Genomic DNA, 15,419 nt, shown 5'->3' with positions numbered 1-15,419 from the left:
GGCTCGCGTTGAATGCAAGTAAGCACTTGCTTGAAAGCAAGCAATTACTTGCAATGAACGCAAGGGCGGGGGGCGGGGTTCCCGGGGGACCGTCCAGTGCCTCTGGCGTCCCTTCCCTGGCGTTCGCACCATCAATCCATGCGAACTCTCCCCACATCCATAGATCAGTTCCTCCGCGCCCGCCGCATCGCCGTCGCCGGCGTATCGCGCGATCCGCGCCAGCCCGCCAATGCCATCTTCCGCCGCCTGCGCGACAGCGGGCATGACGTGGTGCCGGTCAATCCGAACGCCAACGCACTGGAAGGGGCAACCTGCTACCCCGACCTGGCATCCATTCCCGGCGAGGTCGATGCGCTGATGATGGCGGCGCACCCGGCCACCGGCGTGGCGCTCGTGCGCGAGGGGGCGGCGCGCGGCGTGCGCGCGGTCTGGTTCCATCGCTCCATCGGCGATGGCAGCGTCTCGGCCGAAGCGGTCGCCGAGGCGGAGCGGCTCGGGCTGCAGGCCATCGTCGGCGGCTGCCCGATGATGTACTGCGAGCCGGTGGACCCGTTCCATCGCTGCATGTGCGCCGTGCTGCGCTGGACGGGGCGCGTACCGTCGTAGTCCGGTCGTCGCCGGGCGCGACGCGCTGACCCGCTACTTCGCCCGCTTGCGCGCCTCGTCGGAAATCGTGATGGCCGGCTTGCCGCGCATGATCAGGTGCCTCCGTCCGTCGCGCTTAAGGTGCGTTCGGCGCGCCACCACCGGTCAAGCCGCACCGCTCCGGCGGCGATCAGCCAGCCGAGCGCCGACGCCGCGATCTCCCACCACCCCGGTGTGCGCATACCCGCAATCAGCGCGACGACTTCGAGCATCGCCAGGTACCCCGCCGGTATCACCCACGGCGAGGTGCCGATCATCAGCGAGACAAGCACCACGAACGTGAGCGCCGCCGCCACGACCTGCACCAGCGGCTGGTACGACTGGAACGGCCAGACCGGCCACATCCACGCACCCACCCGCGTTGGCGTCCACTCGCCGCGCACTTCATGCTCGAGCCGGGGATCCACCTGCAGCAGTATGACCTGCTTGAGCGTGTCGGCCACGCCGCACGCCGCTTCGAGCGGCGGCCGTAGGCGCATACGCGTCCCAATGGTGTTCTCGAACATCAGGAGCACGCAGTCACGGTCGGTCAGCGTCCGCCCGAGGGCGCTGCTCTGCACGCGGGCGTAGGTCCGGTCGCCGACGCCGACCACGCGCACATACTTGTTGCCGCTCTGCGCCGTGTTGGGCACGACGATGCACGCCGTCGTCTCCCGCGTCCCCGCGGGGCACGAGATGCGGTCCACGGTCTGCCAGACGCCCGCGCCGCCGACGAGTTCCACCGGCTCTGGCCACATCGTGTTCAGCTGGTGCAAGCCGAGGAACCCGATGAGAACCGAAAAGGCGATGGCCAGCCGCACTCGCGGTTGGGTCGCGCGCGTCGCCATCCACCAGCCGAGCGCGGTCCCTGCGATGTTGAACGCGATATCGGTGGCCTGGCTCGTCCGCCCCGGCACCCACTGCTGGATGAACTCGATGCTCCCGCTCACCACCAGGCCGGCCAGCACGGCGTGCCACCAGCGCCAGCGCCCGCGGCTGGCAATCCATCCGAGCGGAAGAAACAGCACGACGTTCTGCGCGTAATCGACGCCGGCCATCGTCTCGGTGAAGAAACCCCAGAACCTGACGGACGTCCCCTGCCCCACGGGCTGCAGCGTGAGCAGCAGCGTGGTCGCCAGCCAGAGCGCGGCACTGGCGCGCGTAACGAGAGCGCGCGCGTCCCCCTTCATCGCTAGTCCGCCTTCCCCGCCAGCCGCGCCTCGCGGAGCTCGATCACCGCGCTCTCCCGCATCTGGTCGTCGAAGGCGTTCTCGCTGCGCGAGATCACCAGCGTCGCCACGCCGTTGCCAATGAGGTTGGTGATGGCGCGCGCCTCGCTCATGAAGCGGTCCACGCCGAGCAGCAGCGCGATCCCCTCGATGGGAATCACGTTCACGCTCGCCAGCGTGCTTGCGAGCACGATGAATCCGCTCCCCGTCACGCCGGCCGCCCCCTTGGACGTGATCATCAGGATGAGCAGGATCCCCAGCTGCTGCGACAGCGGCAGGTCCTTGCCGTAGACCTGCGCCAGGAAGATCGTCGCCATCGTCAGGTAGATGCTCGTCCCGTCGAGGTTGAACGAATACCCCGTCGGCACCACGAGCCCCACCACCGGGCGCGCGCATCCGTAGCGCTCGAGCTTCTGCATCAGCCGCGGCAGCGCCGCCTCCGACGAGCTCGTCCCCAGCACCAGCAGGATCTCCTCGCGGATGTAGTTGAGGAAGGCGAGGAGGCTGAACTTGTAGTAGCGCGCAATCAGGTTCAGGACAATGAAGATGAACAGCGCCATCGTCGTGTAGACATCGAGCATCAGCCGCCCGAGCGGAATCAGCGTCTTGAGCCCGAACGTGCCCACCGTGAACGCCATCGCGCCGAAGGCGCCGAGCGGCGCGACCTTCATGATCAGCTGGACGATGCGGAACATCACCTCGAGCGTCTTCTCGAGCACGTCCATGAGCGGCGTCACGCTCACCGGCATCGTTACCACCGCCATGCCGAACAGCACCGCGAAGAAGACGATCTGCAGGATCTCGCCCTGCGCGAACGCCTGCACCGGGCTCGACGGCACGATGTGCATCAGGTAGTCCACGAAGCCCATCTGCTTGGCCTGCGTGGCGTACGCGCTCACATCGCCGCTCACGAGCTGCGACGCGTCGAGCCCCGCGCCGGGCTTGGTGTAGTTCACCACCATCAGCCCGATGGCGAGCGCAAAAGTGGTCACCACCTCGAAGTAGATGAACGCCTTGCCGCCCACCCGGCCGATCTTCTTGACGTCGGCGATGTTCGAGATGCCGAGGACGATCGTGAGGAAGATGATCGGCCCGATGATCATCTTGACCAGTTTCACGAAGGTGTCGCCGAGCGGCTTCATCTCCTTCGCCAGCTCGGGATTCACCACCCCGAGAATCACGCCGATGGTGACGGCGAGCAGGACGCGGAAGGTGAGGTTGTGGTGGATGCGGCGCAGGTTCATGGCGTGTGAAGATCGGCGCTTTCCCAGACCAGCGCAACGCGCCGCGGCGGCGCCTACTGAATCCGCGCCCCTTCGCCCTTGATCTGGACGTCCATCACGTCCTTGGTGTACTTCGACTCATCCACCTTGGTGCCGCGCTCCTTGGCCATCTCCTTGGCCTGGGCCAGCGCCTGCGCCGCCGTCAGCATCTTCACCTGCACTTCGCCCTCGACGGTCGCCTTCTTTCCCTTGGCGTCGAGCGGGAAGACGATCACGCCATCATCCACCTTGAAGCGGATCGACTCCAACGGCTTGTCGCTGGCGATCTTGATCCAGCAGCCGCGCTCCTCGCAGACCTCGATGATCGCCCCCTCCACCTGGACCTTCTGGCCGTGATAGGCGTGCGGATTCTGGAGGATCTTGGAGATGGGCGTCTTCTCCTTGAGGGTCAGCGGCTTGCCGTACTGCTTGCCCTGTGCCTGCGCGGTGGCGGTCAGGGCGACGAAAGCCAGCGCGATCGTGGCCGAGCGAATGAGCGTCATTGGGGTAGTCCGGAGACGGGAGTTTGCGGCTCCCCTAACGTCAACGAATTCCGCCCCCATTTCCAAGCTGGGAATTGCCCTACACATTGTCAGGGTGCCCTGCCATAGGAACGGCATGGAATTGCGGGTACCATAAGAGACTGTTCCTTCACCCCCGCACTCCGCCCTCTTCACCCCCTCTTTCATATGATCTCATCTCTTCGCAGCATCCGCTTCCTCGCGGCCCTGATCGCGGTGCTCCTGATTCCGGCGCTGGCGAGCGCGCAGGCCAAGCCGGCCGCCAAGGCGCCAGCGGCGGCCGCGGCCCTGGTGCAGACCGGCCCCGGCGGCTGGATCAAGGAATTCGGCACCATGTGGACCTTCGACGCGCCGCCGATGGACTACTGGAAGGGCCGCTACGGCTTTGAGCCCACCAAGGAATGGCTCGAGCATGTGCGCCTCTCCGCCGTCCGCATCCCCGGCTGCTCCGCGTCGTTCGTGAGCGACAACGGCCTGGTGATGACCAACCATCACTGCGCCCGCGGCTGCATCACCGCCGTCTCGCCCAAGGACACGAGCTACCAGGAGGCCGGCTTCACCTCGGCCAAGCTCGAGGACGAGAAGAAGTGCCCCGGCATGTACGCCGACCAGCTCGTCGGCACCGAGGACGTGACCGCCAAGGTGCGCGCGGCCGTGACCTCCAAGAAGACCGCCGAGCAGGTGGAGCAGCGCGACAAGGCGATCAACGACATCCAGGCCGCCTGCTCGGTGGGCGGCCTCACCTGCCAGGTCGTCACGTTCTACCAGGGCGGCAAGTACTCGCTCTATCGCTACAAGCGCTACATTGACGTCCGCCTCGTGATGGCGCCGGAAGAAGGGACGTCGTTCTTCGGCGGCGATCCGGACAACTTCACGTATCCGCGCTACGACCTCGACCTCACGCTGCTGCGCGTCTACGAGAACAACGCCCCGTTCAAGGCGCCGCACTACCTCAAGTGGAACGCCAAGGGCGCGGGCGAAGGCGAGCTGACGTTCGTCGTCGGCAACCCGGGAAGCACCGGCCGCCTGCTGACCATGGCGCAGATGGAATTCCTGCGCGACTACCAGTATCCGTTCCAGCTTGCCAACTACAAGGCGCAGATTGCCTTCTTCAAGGCGCTCGTCGCGCAGAGCGAGGCCAACAAGCGGATGTACGAGAACACCGTCTTCGGCCTCGAGAACTCGCAGAAGGCCGTCACGGGCTACAACGCCGGCCTGATCGACAAGAACATCATGGCCAAGAAGGCCGCGTTCGAGAAGGATTTCCGCGCGCGCATCCTGGGCAAGCCCGACCTCGCCGGCAAGTACGGCAAGTCGTGGGACAACATCGCCGCCGCGCAGAAGGAATTGGGCTCGTTCTTCGTCGCCCAGCAGTTCCAGGGGTTCGCGGGCTCGACGCTGCTGAATCTCGCCGCCGGCATCGTCCGCATTCCGGAGCAGGAGAAACTGGCCGATTCGCTCCGCCTCCAGGCCTATCGCGGCCCGGGCCTCGCGCGCGCCAAGGGACAGATTGGCGCCAGCATGCCGGTGGACGTCGCGATGGACAAGCAGCTCCTCGCCATGCAGTTCGAGCGCGCGCTCAAGGCGCTGGGCCCGAACGACCCGTTCGTCAAGCTCGCGCTGAACGGCAAGGCGCCGGCTGAAGCCGCCGCCGCCCTGCTCGACAACACGACGCTCACCAAGGTCGAGGCGCGCAAGGCGCTGCTCGACGGCGGCGCCGCCGCCGTGGCCGCCAGCACCGACCCGCTCATCGTGTTCGCCCGCCAGGTGAACCCGATGGCCACCAGGCACTCGATGCGCGCGATGAAGCTGAACACCACCATCAGCGCGAACGTCGAGCTGGTGGGCCAGGCCATCTACGCCGCCTACGGCGAGAGCCTGCCGCCGGACGCCACCTTCACGCTGCGCATCACCGACGGCGTGGTCGCCGGCTTCCCGTACAACGGCACCATCGCCCCGTACAAGACCAGCATCTACGGTCTCTACGGCCGCAGCGCCGAGTTCGACAACAAGCCGCCGTTCCAGCTCGCGCCGCGCTGGGTGAACGCCCGCACCGCGGTGGACATGACGACGCCCATCAACTTCACCAGCACGCACGACATCATCGGCGGCAACTCCGGCAGCCCGGTGATCAACGCCAGGGCGGAAGTGGTGGGCCTGGTCTTCGACGGCAACATCGAGAGCCTGCCGAACCGCTTCATCTTCACCGACGACGTGGCCCGCACGGTGGCCGTGCACACCGCCGGCATCACCGAGGCGCTCAAGAAGGTGTACGGCCTGCCGCGCATCACGCAGGAGCTCGAGGCGGCCGCCGCGAAGAAGTAGTATTTAGTATCAAGTAGTTACCAATACACCCGCCGGTCGCGCGCGTCGCGGCCGGCGGGTGGGTGCTATTGACCCAATTGCCGACGCGGCGTGTATTCAACACATGCCCTCTCGCCTCGTTCTCCTCGCCGGCGCGCTCTGCGCCCTCCTCGCCCTCCTCGCCCCCGCCGCGGCGCACGCCCAGGCCGGCGGCCCCGTGCTCGCCGTCGCCCCCGACACCAGCGCGCGCCAGCTCATCAAGCTGCGCGACGGCTCCACCGTCCTCGGGCGCATCACGCAGTCCTGGGGCGACTCGGCGCGCGTCGAGTCCATGGCCGGCACGTTCGTCGTGCGCGGCGCGAATGTGCGCACGGTCACGCTCGTGCGGGCCACGTCCATCCACGGCGGGGAGTACTGGCCCGACGACCCCAACGCCACGCGCCTGTTCTTCGGCCCGACTGCGCGCACCCTGAAGAAGGGCGAGGGGTATGTTGCCAACCACTGGGTGCTCTTCATGGATGGCTATGGCGGCGTCACCGACCGGTTCACGCTCGGCGGCGCCATGACGCTGATTCCCAGCGACAACTTCATCAAGAACAACGTCTATTTGCTGTCGGCCAAGCTCGGCCTCACGCAGTCCGAACGCCTCAACACCGCGGTCGGACTGTTTGTCGGCGGCGCGCCGTTCAGCGACGTCGCCGGGAGCGTGAACACCTTCGGTATCGCGTACGGCGCAGCGACGTGGGGCGGTCTCGATGGTGCCCTGACCCTGGGCGGCGGATACGGGTTCGCCGAGGGAAAGGCCGCGCGCAACCCGATGGCGATGGTGGGCGCGACGCGGCGACTGTCTCGCCGCTTCTCGTTCGTCACCGAGAACTGGATCTTCCCGAACGTGCAGGACCACCCGCTCGTCTCGGCGGGGCTTCGCACGACCGGCGAAAGCATTTCCTGGGACATGGGGTTCGTGACCGTCCTCGGCACGGGCGGCGGGACCGTCCTCGTGCCGTGGTTCGGCGCCGCGTGGAAGTTCTAGCGCTCCTGCGAGCGCGCAACCGCCCTAGCCATGACGAACCCCTTCTCCCGCCGCGACTGGATCAAGACCGTTGGGGTCGCCGGCGCCGCCGCGTTCGTGCCGCACGATGGCACGGCCACGCAAGGCAATTCCCCCGTGTCCGAGCACCACACCGTGCCCGCGCCCCTGCACCAGCACTTGGCCACCGGCGACATCATCGAACTCTATTCCACGTCCGATGTCTTCACGCCGGCGCGCGGCGACTCGTTCATGCGGTTCTCGTTCGACTTTCCGGAACCCGCGGTCGTCTTTGGCGGGCATCGCTTCAGCTTTCTCGTCTTCACCGACGAGAACACGTACGCCATGGACCGCGCGCTCATGCGCACCAGCGGCAATGAGGACGCACTCGAGCTGACCTGCACGGGGATGGTCTGGGCCGGCGGACAGGAGAAGGCGCCCGGCACGGTGACCGTGAAGTTCGCGCGTCAGGGTTCGACGATCACGTGGGACGTCACCGCCGAGATGCACCGCCCGGTGAAGACGGTGACCACCGTCATCCGCGACGTCCCGCGCGGCAAGGTTTCCTTTGGCGGCGGCACGCCGCAGGACACTCGCGACGGCGACGTGCTCGGCGGCTACACTTTCGGCGCCGGCGACCTGCACGGCGGGCAGACCCCGCAGAGCATGAACACCCCGGTGGCCATCGTGCAGGCGGGCGACGCGGACTTCCACTATTTCACGACGCTCGACAATCGCGTGCGCCCCAAGCGCTACTTCTTCCAGGCGGGCGAGCGCGGCTTCCGCACCGAGTGCATCTACGAGCATGACGCCTGGCGCAACGACGCGCGCGTGGTGGTGCCGCGCTGGCAGATGGGGCGCGCCGTCACGTTTGAAGAGGCCATGACGCCGCACATGCAGCACATCGAGCGCGCCTTCAACCTCCAGCCGTGGGAGACGCGCCCCGACATGCCGCAGTGGATGCGCGACGTGGCGATGGTGACGACGCTGCACGGGATGCACTACACCGGCTTCATCTTCAACGACTACGCGCGACAGCTGGAGATCCTGCGCTGGATGGCGACGCAGATTCCGCCGCACCGCGTGCTGGTCTTCCTGTCGTCGTGGGATGGCCGCTACTACTGGGACTATCCCAACTATGTCGTCCCGCAGCGCATGGGCGGCGAGGCGGGCTTCAAGCGGCTCATCAGCGAGGCACGATCGCTGGGCTTCAAGATGATGCCGATGTTCGGCACCAATGCCGCCAATCGCAGGCAGCCGGTCTGGCCGAAGATTGCCTCGAGCGCCACGCACAAGATTGACGGCGACCAGTACGACATCAACTGGGTGGACTGGAACAACGACCGGCACCAGGACGCCTGGCTCACCTACATGAACTTGGGCGCCGACAGCTGGCGCAACTATCTCACCGCGCGCATCGCCGAGGTGATCGAGCGGTACCAGGTGGACGCCTACTTCCTGGACATCGTCGGCGGGCACGTGAACTCCACCACCGGCGACATGCACGAAGGGACGCGCCGCATGGTGCGTGACCTGCGCGAGCGCTTCCCCAAGGTCGTGGGCGTCGGCGAGATGCCGTACGACGCGCTGTACGAGTTCATTCCCATGTTCCACGCCGGCGGCGGCCCGCGCTGGCGCAAGTACGCGCGCTTCTACCAGCACCTCAGCGCGCCGGCCCCCGGCCGCGGCAGCAGCGGTGTGCACGAGTGGGGCTTCTCCAGGTTCAACACCGAGACGCTCGGCCTGAATCCCAACGCCATCCCCACACTGCAGGTCGTGGACGACACCTTCACCCAGCACCGCGCCACCATGGCGGCGATCATCGCGCAGGCGAAGGCACGGGCTGGGATTGTGTGATTGTGGCAGCTGTTTTCACCACGGAGGCACGGAGAACGACCTGAGGGCCACGGAGGGACTACAACTTCTTTGAATAACAGCGCGCGCCACGCGAAACTCTGCGTGGCGCGATGTCGTTACCCCAGTTGTAGTAGTTCTCCATGGCCCTCAGGCAGTTCTCCGTGCCTCCGTGGTGAAAAAGTCCTCTACCTCCGCACAAGTCGCACCCCATACACCGGAACAATCCGCGATCCTGAGTCGGCCTCGAACCGCACGGTCACGCTCTTCTTGCCGAGCGTCAGTACCGTAGGCACCGCATACTCGGCTTCGTAGAACCCCGACTTCACCACGTTCGGCGCGTAGCGAGCAACTTCAGCCCCCTCCACGATGATCGCGAACTTCCCCTGCGGCGCCGGCAAGCCGTGCTCGTTGAAGTACGTCACCGCCAGCGACACCGGCACCGTGCCGTCCACCTTCACGTCGTACGAGAACCACCCGCTGCCACCGCGGTTCGGTTTGCGTCCGCGCCCGACCGGCCGGTCCTTGGGCTCGCTCGTGTAGTTGGCCGCCTTCTCCGACTCGGCGTCGCCGACCACCACGCGCCCCACCGTCACGAAGTCCCGGCGTTCCGCGTTCCGGCGCTCGTTCTCGCGCGCGGCCCACAGCGTCTCGTAGCCCTGTGGAGTCACCAGGTCCACGTACACGCTGTACGTCCGCCGATGCGTGCGATAGAACGGCCGGAAGGTCAGCGCCGGCCCCGGTCGACGCGGCTCGAGCAGCTGCGTTGCCCAGCGCATCTTGAAGTCGCCGGCCCGTCCGGCGGGTTCGAGGAACTCGCTCGGCGCGCGTGTATCGAAGACGAGCAGTGGCACCGGTCCCGATGGATCGTCCTCGCGGCGCTTGGTGTCGCGCGGCCCGAGATCGGCGGCCAGCGCCAGCGGCCCCCACATGATGGCCGTGACGTTCGGATTGTCCGGCGTCGGCTCGAGCGTCAGCGACTTGGGAATCGACACCGACACGGTGTCGCCGGTTGCCCACATGCGCGTGATGTACACGTAGGTGCTCGCCGGCGCGTCACTCTCGTTGTGCACGCCGCCGGCGCGTCCGCCCGCCACGGGATCACTCAGCGACGCCTGCGCCGGCTGCGCGAGCGCGCTGCCGTTCACCGCAATCGCAAAGCCATCGCCCGCCCAATACGGGAGTCGCACCGCCAGCGTGAACGTCGTCGCCTTCGGCACGGTCACCCGAATCGTCGCGCTGTCGCCATCGGGAAAACTGGTATCCATCGCCAGCGTCGCCTTGCCGAGCGTGAACTGCGCCGTGCTCGGCACGAAGAGGTTTGCCCAGATGGTGTCGTCAGACTCGAACCAGACGCCGTAGCCGTGCAGGGCGTGGCTCTCCATCCCCGTTCCCACGCAGCAGGTGAAGTCGCGCTGCATGTCCTGATACTCCTGCTGCACGCCGCGCCCCACCGGCACCATGTACGACGTGCGCCCATCCTCGGGGTCGATGGAGGCGAGAATGTGATTGAAGAGCGCGCGCTCCTGGAAGTCAGCGTACGCGGCATCGGGGCGCCAGGCAAACAGCTGTCGCGTCAGCTTGATCATGTTGTACACATTGCATGTCTCGGCGGCGCGCCCGTCCACGCGCAAGGCGAGTTGGTCCGGCGGCCCAAAGTATTCCTCCAGTCCGTGCCCGCCGCTTGCGTAGCTGTGATGCCGCACCACGCGATCCCAGAAGAATGACGCCGCCACGATGTCGTCGGCGTCACCGGTGTAGCCGTACCGCGCCGCCGAGCCGATGAGCTTGGGGATCTGGCAGTTGCCGTGCTTGCCGCTGAGGTTGTCCTGGTGCCGCTTGAGCGGGAGCGTGAAGGCGTGGTGCTCGAACCGCCGCGACAACGCCAGCCAGCGCGCGTCGCCCGTGTCGGCATAGAGGTCGGCGAGCACCTCGTTCATCCCGCCGTGCTCGGTGAGCAGCATCTTCTGCACCTGCGCGTCGCTCATCGGCGCGAGCACGCCCTCGGCCCACGCGGCGTACTTCACCTCGAGTTGCAGCGCCAGCTTGTTCCCCGTGTGGCGATACGCATCGCGCAATCCGGCGTACGTCTTGTGCAGCGTGTACCAGGGCGACCAGAGCCCGTTCAAGTCGAATGAACCCGAGCGGATCTCTCCCTTGGACACCTGCGCAAACGCCTCGCGCAGTCCCTCGAGCGCCCCCAGGTAACCGTCGCCGTTCTTGCGCTGCACGACGTCGAGCTCGCGGACGATGTAATCGGCGCGCTCCTTCATGCGCGCATCGCCCGTGGCCTCGTACATCAGCGAGACCGCCGACAGGTAATGCCCCGCGATGTGCCCCGTCAGGTTGCGACCGCCGCCGTCCCATCCGGTGAGCGGCTCGGCTTTCTTCTCCAAGCCGGCGCGTGCGCGATAGGGCGCCAGCATGCGATCGGCATCGAGCGAGAGCAGGTAGGCGAGCGTGATCTCCTGCGCGTGCTTCAGCGGACCGCCGGTGAGGCGTACCTTGGCCAGCGGCACCGGCCGCGCCCGCATCAGGCGCCGCTCGGTGGCGAAGGCGTCCCCCGTGACAGTTTCACCGACCGCTCGTTTCACCGGCGCTGCGGACGCCACGTCGGCGCCGAGCGTCAGGGCGGCGGCCGTCGTGGCGGAACGCTTGAGGAAATCGCGACGTGCCGAGTCCATGGGAACACCCGCTGTCGAATGTTGGTCGCTCTCGCTCATCTTATTAAGATGCCGCCTCGCTCTTCTCTCGTCACCCGCAAGGCAACCTCGCTCGCCGGCACCGTCAAGGCGCAGGCCGTCACGCTGGGCACCCCGCTCAGCATATCCTGGGCCACCCTCGGCGCGAACACCATCCTTGGCGGCGCGCTCAATCACTTCGGCATCGTCCCGCGTACCGAGCAGGGACTGTGGGGCATTCTCTTCGCGCCGTTTCTGCACGGCAGCGTCGCGCATCTCGCCGCCAACAGTGTCTCGCTGCTGATCCTCGGCTGGCTCACGCTCGCGCTCGCCGGGCGCCGGACATTTTGGATCGTCTCCGCGTCGGCCGCACTTGGCGCGGGCATCACCGCCTGGACGCTCGGTGCGCCGGGCACGGTGCACATCGGCGCGAGCGGCGTAATCTTCGGTTATCTCGGCTACCTGATGCTCAGCGGCTGGTGGGCCCGGCGCGTGATGCCCGTCCTCGTCAGCCTCGGCGTCACCGCGATGTGGGGCGGCGCGGTGCTTGGCGTCCTCCCCGGCCAGGTGGGGATCAGCTGGCAGTCACACCTCGGCGGTTTCATCGGCGGTGTGCTCGCCGCGCGGGCACTGCACAAGCGTCAGCGGTAAGGCTGAGTTTGGTGTGGCATTCTTGGCTTTTTCACCACGGAGACACGGAGAACTACTTGAGGGCCACGGAGGAACTACAACTTCTTGGGGTAACAGCGAGCGCCACGCATTGATCTGCATGGCGCGATGTCGTTACCCCAGTTGTGGCGGTTCTCCGTGGCCCTCAGGTCGTTCTCCGTGCCTCCGTGGTGAAGAAGGCCAGCGCAGGCACTCAGGGCCTCGCCAGTCGCACCGCCGCGAGGATGATGACGATGCCGGCGATCGCGCTTACGCGCGCGTAGAGCGACGCGCGCCGGCGCAGCATGAGCGACTCGGGCGATCCGGCCGTCACTTGTCCCGCGCGTGGGCCGAGCACCCAGTCGTGATAACCCTCGACGACCAGCATCACCAGCACCGCGGCCAGCTTGATCTTCAGCGCCGTCGCCCAGCTGGAGTTGCTGAACCCCGGATCGCGCCACATCGCGACGTTCAGCGCGCCGCGAGACCAGAGGTTGAACACCCCCGTGACGAGCAGCACGCCGAGCGCCATCCAGCCGACCGAGCGAAAGCGGTACCCCAGCTGGTCGAAGAGCCGCTGGCGCAACTCGGGGTTCTCGACGGCGCGCAGCACCGGCGCGCCCACGAGCGCAAGAAAGAACATCCCGCCCAGCCAGACCAGCGCCGCGAGGACGTGAATGGTGACGCTGACGTAGTAGAGCGACGGCATGGGGTGGGGAGCGAGCGTGGAGGTTACGACTTCGGCTTGTTGTACTTCAGGTTCGCGCACCCCACGATGTCCTGCTCGCGGAACCCCCGGTCGTAGATCATCAGCTGATAGTTGCCTTCGCTCGCCACCAGCGGCATCCTCCCTTCCCAGGTCATTTCCGCGTTGCCGCCGCTGCGCACTTCGAGCGGCGGCGCCTCACCCGGCGGCACCAGGAATTGCACGCGCGATCCGCAGCGTCCCGGCGAGATGCTCCACTGCAGGATGCCGGTCGAGCTCGAGCTCGCCGAGGCCCCCATCGTGGAAAGGCGGATTTCCACCTTGAAGACGCCCTCCTTCGCGGACGGCGTGATATTGACGCTTCCCGACATGCGAGAGGCATCCTTGCCGCCGGAGAACGATGTCGCTCGCACTGCCCCGCTATAGTTGCCGAGATCGGCGCCCTGCGCCTGGACGGCAACGGGAATGAGGACCGCAGCGATCGTGACGACCACAGACATTCGGCGCATGACTCGAGATCCAGTAAGGGTGCGCGGGGGGCGCCCATGAAACATGAACGGGTGAGTCGCGGTGCGCGAGGACGCGTCTGGCGGAGCGTGCCTCGCGCAAACACGCCTGATGCTCAACGGTTGGACTGACCACGTGCGTAGTGGTACCGCTAGCTTCTTCCGCAGTTCCCCAGCGTGGAGCCTGAATGAAGAACGTTCTCATCGCCGTCTCCCTCACGGCGTTCGTCCTTGCCTCGGCGGGCGATGCGCGCGCCCAGGGCAAGCTCAACCGGTTCGGCAATCCGCCCACGATGGCGCCGGCGCCCACGTCGGCCGCCATCTCGGTGAAGGACCTGCAGGTGCGCCTGTATCAGTTCGCCGACGACTCCATGCAGGGGCGGCAGATCGGCCGCCTCGGCAACAAGAAGGGAACCGATTACATCGCCGCCGAACTCAAACGGCTCGGTGTGCTCCCCGCCGGCGACAACGGCACCTACTTCCAGGTGATGCCGTATCACCTGCGCCAGTTCACCAGTCACTCGCGCCTCACGGTGGATGGCAATCCGCTCGCGTGGGAGAAGGACTGGGTGCCGGTGCCCGGACTGCGCGCCCCGCGCGCGATCAGCGGCGCCACGGTGATCTTCGGCGGCGTCGCGGGCGACACCACGCGGCAGATCACGGCCGCGCAGGCGAACGGCAAGTTCGTGGTGCTCCTCCCTGCCCCGCCGTCCACGGCGCCGGTTGGCCAGTTCGGTGGACGCGGTGGCTTTGCCCCGCCGCCCACGCGCCTCAATGGCGCTGTGGCCGTGGCGACCATCAATCTCGACGAACTCACAGCGGCGCAGCGCGCGGCCATCAACCAGCCGACGGTTGCTTCGCTCGCGATGACGCGCGGCGTCGGCGGCCGCCCGGGGGGCCCGGGCGCGCAGGCACAGCAGCCCGACTCGCTGACGCTGATGAAGCAGCTCATCGAGCAACTGCAGCCGCAGGCGAACTTCCGTCTCACCAAGGCGGCCGCCGCGCGCCTCTTCGGTCGCGCCAACATCGACGGCATCCCGCTCGGCACCACCGGCGGATCGGTGACGGCGTCACTCGACTTCATCGAACTCCCCACCGACTTCGCGCGCAACGTCGTCGGCATCATCCCTGGGAGCGATCCGGCGCTGAAGAACCAGTATGTGGCCATTGGCGCCCATAACGATCACGTGGGCTTCAGCAACACGCCGGTGGACAAGGACTCGGTGAAGGCGTTCAACGACATCCGCAACCGCCTGCTGCTCGCCAACAACATGGTGGCGCTCGACCCGCAGAAGATGGCGGCGATTCGCGTCAACATGGACAGCATCCGCAAGGCGCATCCCAAGCCGCGGCTCGACAGCATCCGCAATGGCGCCGACGACGACGGCTCCGGCTCGATGGGCGTGCTCGAGATCGCCGAGTACATCGCGAGCATGAAGGTGAAGCCCAGGCGCTCCACGCTCTTCGTCTGGCACACGGGCGAGGAAGCGGGGCTGCTCGGCTCCGGTTTCTTCACGGCCAATCCCACGGTGCCCATCGACAGCGTGGTAGCGCAGATCAACATCGACATGATCGGGCGCGGGCGGGCCGAGGATCTGCCGGGTGGCGGCGGCGACTATGTGGGGGTGATCGGGAGTTCGTTCGACTCCCGGGATCTCGGCGACCAGGTGCTCGCCGTGAACAAGAAGCAGCCCAAGCCGCTGACGCTCGACTTCAAGTTCGACACCACGATTTCGTGGAGCGGCTACAACAACCTCTACGCGCGCAGCGACCACATCAACTACGCGCGCGCCGGCGTTCCCATCGCCTTCTTCTTCACCGGCCTGCACGGCGACTATCACCAGCTGTCGGACGAAGCCGAGTTCATCGACTATCCGCACTACGCCAAGATCACCAACTACCTGAAGGACCTGACGGTCGAAGTCGGCAACGGTCCGCGCCCGCGTATCAACGGAACCAAGCCGTCACGGGCGCCGAAGACGGCGTTGCCGTAACGGCGGAGTACGACAGAATGCGACAGAAGACGACAGAGACCGGCAGTGACTGCCGGTCTC

At 66.8% G+C, this 15,419-nt stretch carries 12 protein-coding genes; 6 read left to right on the top strand and 6 right to left on the bottom strand.

Annotated elements, in window-relative coordinates; genetic code table 11:
- Window positions 1-138 precede the first annotated feature (138 nt).
- A complete protein-coding gene (locus tag VGJ96_11655) occupies window positions 139-606 on the top strand; it encodes a CoA-binding protein (protein ID HEY3287761.1) in 468 nt (155 codons plus the stop codon).
- Between the two features lie 92 nt (window positions 607-698).
- Here VGJ96_11655 and VGJ96_11650 read toward each other — a convergent pair whose 3' ends face one another.
- From VGJ96_11650 to VGJ96_11640, 3 genes are read right to left on the bottom strand one after another with little or no spacing between them, the layout of a single operon-like run.
- Window positions 699-1,814: a VanZ family protein gene (locus VGJ96_11650; protein HEY3287760.1), complete on the bottom strand. Its 1,116-nt coding sequence runs from the start codon at window positions 1,812-1,814 to the stop codon at window positions 699-701.
- A 2-nt stretch (window positions 1,815-1,816) separates the two neighbouring features.
- Window positions 1,817-3,097, bottom strand: coding sequence for a C4-dicarboxylate transporter DctA (gene dctA / locus VGJ96_11645; protein HEY3287759.1), 1,281 nt, complete (start codon window positions 3,095-3,097; stop codon window positions 1,817-1,819).
- 53 nt (window positions 3,098-3,150) lie between these two features.
- Window positions 3,151-3,618, bottom strand: coding sequence for a DUF4920 domain-containing protein (locus VGJ96_11640; GenBank protein HEY3287758.1), 468 nt, complete (start codon window positions 3,616-3,618; stop codon window positions 3,151-3,153).
- Between the two features lie 186 nt (window positions 3,619-3,804).
- Here VGJ96_11640 and VGJ96_11635 point away from each other — a divergent pair, with 186 nt between their 5' ends.
- From VGJ96_11635 to VGJ96_11625, 3 genes are all read left to right on the top strand, one after another.
- The gene (locus VGJ96_11635; protein ID HEY3287757.1) at window positions 3,805-5,961 is read left to right on the top strand and encodes a S46 family peptidase; all 2,157 of its coding nucleotides are present in this window, start codon (window positions 3,805-3,807) and stop codon (window positions 5,959-5,961) included.
- Window positions 5,962-6,064: 103 nt separating this feature from the next.
- Entirely contained in the window at window positions 6,065-6,973 is a 909-nt protein-coding gene (locus VGJ96_11630) for a hypothetical protein (protein HEY3287756.1), read from the top strand.
- 30 nt (window positions 6,974-7,003) lie between these two features.
- On the top strand, window positions 7,004-8,827 hold the full coding sequence (locus tag VGJ96_11625) for a hypothetical protein (protein HEY3287755.1): 1,824 nt from the start codon (window positions 7,004-7,006) through the stop codon (window positions 8,825-8,827).
- Between the two features lie 185 nt (window positions 8,828-9,012).
- Here VGJ96_11625 and VGJ96_11620 read toward each other — a convergent pair whose 3' ends face one another.
- Window positions 9,013-11,508, bottom strand: a complete 2,496-nt coding sequence (locus tag VGJ96_11620) for a beta-L-arabinofuranosidase domain-containing protein (protein HEY3287754.1) — start codon at window positions 11,506-11,508, stop codon at window positions 9,013-9,015.
- Window positions 11,509-11,556: 48 nt separating this feature from the next.
- Between VGJ96_11620 and VGJ96_11615 the strand changes: the two genes are divergently transcribed.
- On the top strand, window positions 11,557-12,156 hold the full coding sequence (locus VGJ96_11615) for a rhomboid family intramembrane serine protease (GenBank protein ID HEY3287753.1): 600 nt from the start codon (window positions 11,557-11,559) through the stop codon (window positions 12,154-12,156).
- Between the two features lie 211 nt (window positions 12,157-12,367).
- Here VGJ96_11615 and VGJ96_11610 read toward each other — a convergent pair whose 3' ends face one another.
- Both VGJ96_11610 and VGJ96_11605 read right to left on the bottom strand, forming a co-directional pair.
- Complete coding sequence (locus VGJ96_11610) at window positions 12,368-12,862, bottom strand: DUF4149 domain-containing protein (protein HEY3287752.1); 495 nt, start codon at window positions 12,860-12,862, stop codon at window positions 12,368-12,370.
- A gap of 23 nt (window positions 12,863-12,885) precedes the next feature.
- Entirely contained in the window at window positions 12,886-13,368 is a 483-nt protein-coding gene (locus VGJ96_11605; GenBank protein HEY3287751.1) for a hypothetical protein, read from the bottom strand.
- A 185-nt stretch (window positions 13,369-13,553) separates the two neighbouring features.
- Here VGJ96_11605 and VGJ96_11600 point away from each other — a divergent pair, with 185 nt between their 5' ends.
- Window positions 13,554-15,359 carry a M28 family peptidase gene (locus VGJ96_11600; protein HEY3287750.1) on the top strand — a complete coding sequence of 602 codons (1,806 nt, stop codon included), beginning with the start codon at window positions 13,554-13,556 and terminating at the stop codon, window positions 15,357-15,359.
- Window positions 15,360-15,419: the final 60 nt, after the last annotated feature.

It is taken from the genome of Gemmatimonadaceae bacterium, assembly GCA_036504815.1.
GTDB lineage: Bacteria > Gemmatimonadota > Gemmatimonadetes > Gemmatimonadales > Gemmatimonadaceae > PNKL01.
The sequence above is the reverse complement of the archived record's forward strand: the minus strand, read 5'-3'. Positions and strand labels throughout refer to the sequence as shown.

Bases quoted from the DNA above. Each gene is read 5' to 3' on its own strand.
- dctA (HEY3287759.1), bottom strand. From the start codon at position 3,097: ATGAACCTGCGCCGCATCCACCACAACCTCACCTTCCGCGTCCTGCTC.
- VGJ96_11615 (HEY3287753.1), top strand. From the start codon at position 11,557: ATGCCGCCTCGCTCTTCTCTCGTCACCCGCAAGGCAACCTCGCTCGCC.
- VGJ96_11620 (HEY3287754.1), bottom strand. From the start codon at position 11,508: ATGGACTCGGCACGTCGCGATTTCCTCAAGCGTTCCGCCACGACGGCC.
- VGJ96_11650 (HEY3287760.1), bottom strand. From the start codon at position 1,814: ATGAAGGGGGACGCGCGCGCTCTCGTTACGCGCGCCAGTGCCGCGCTC.
- VGJ96_11625 (HEY3287755.1), top strand. From the start codon at position 7,004: ATGACGAACCCCTTCTCCCGCCGCGACTGGATCAAGACCGTTGGGGTC.
- VGJ96_11630 (HEY3287756.1), top strand. From the start codon at position 6,065: ATGCCCTCTCGCCTCGTTCTCCTCGCCGGCGCGCTCTGCGCCCTCCTC.
- VGJ96_11605 (HEY3287751.1), bottom strand. From the start codon at position 13,368: ATGCGCCGAATGTCTGTGGTCGTCACGATCGCTGCGGTCCTCATTCCC.
- VGJ96_11610 (HEY3287752.1), bottom strand. From the start codon at position 12,862: ATGCCGTCGCTCTACTACGTCAGCGTCACCATTCACGTCCTCGCGGCG.
- VGJ96_11635 (HEY3287757.1), top strand. From the start codon at position 3,805: ATGATCTCATCTCTTCGCAGCATCCGCTTCCTCGCGGCCCTGATCGCG.
- VGJ96_11600 (HEY3287750.1), top strand. From the start codon at position 13,554: ATGAAGAACGTTCTCATCGCCGTCTCCCTCACGGCGTTCGTCCTTGCC.
- VGJ96_11640 (HEY3287758.1), bottom strand. From the start codon at position 3,618: ATGACGCTCATTCGCTCGGCCACGATCGCGCTGGCTTTCGTCGCCCTG.
- VGJ96_11655 (HEY3287761.1), top strand. From the start codon at position 139: ATGCGAACTCTCCCCACATCCATAGATCAGTTCCTCCGCGCCCGCCGC.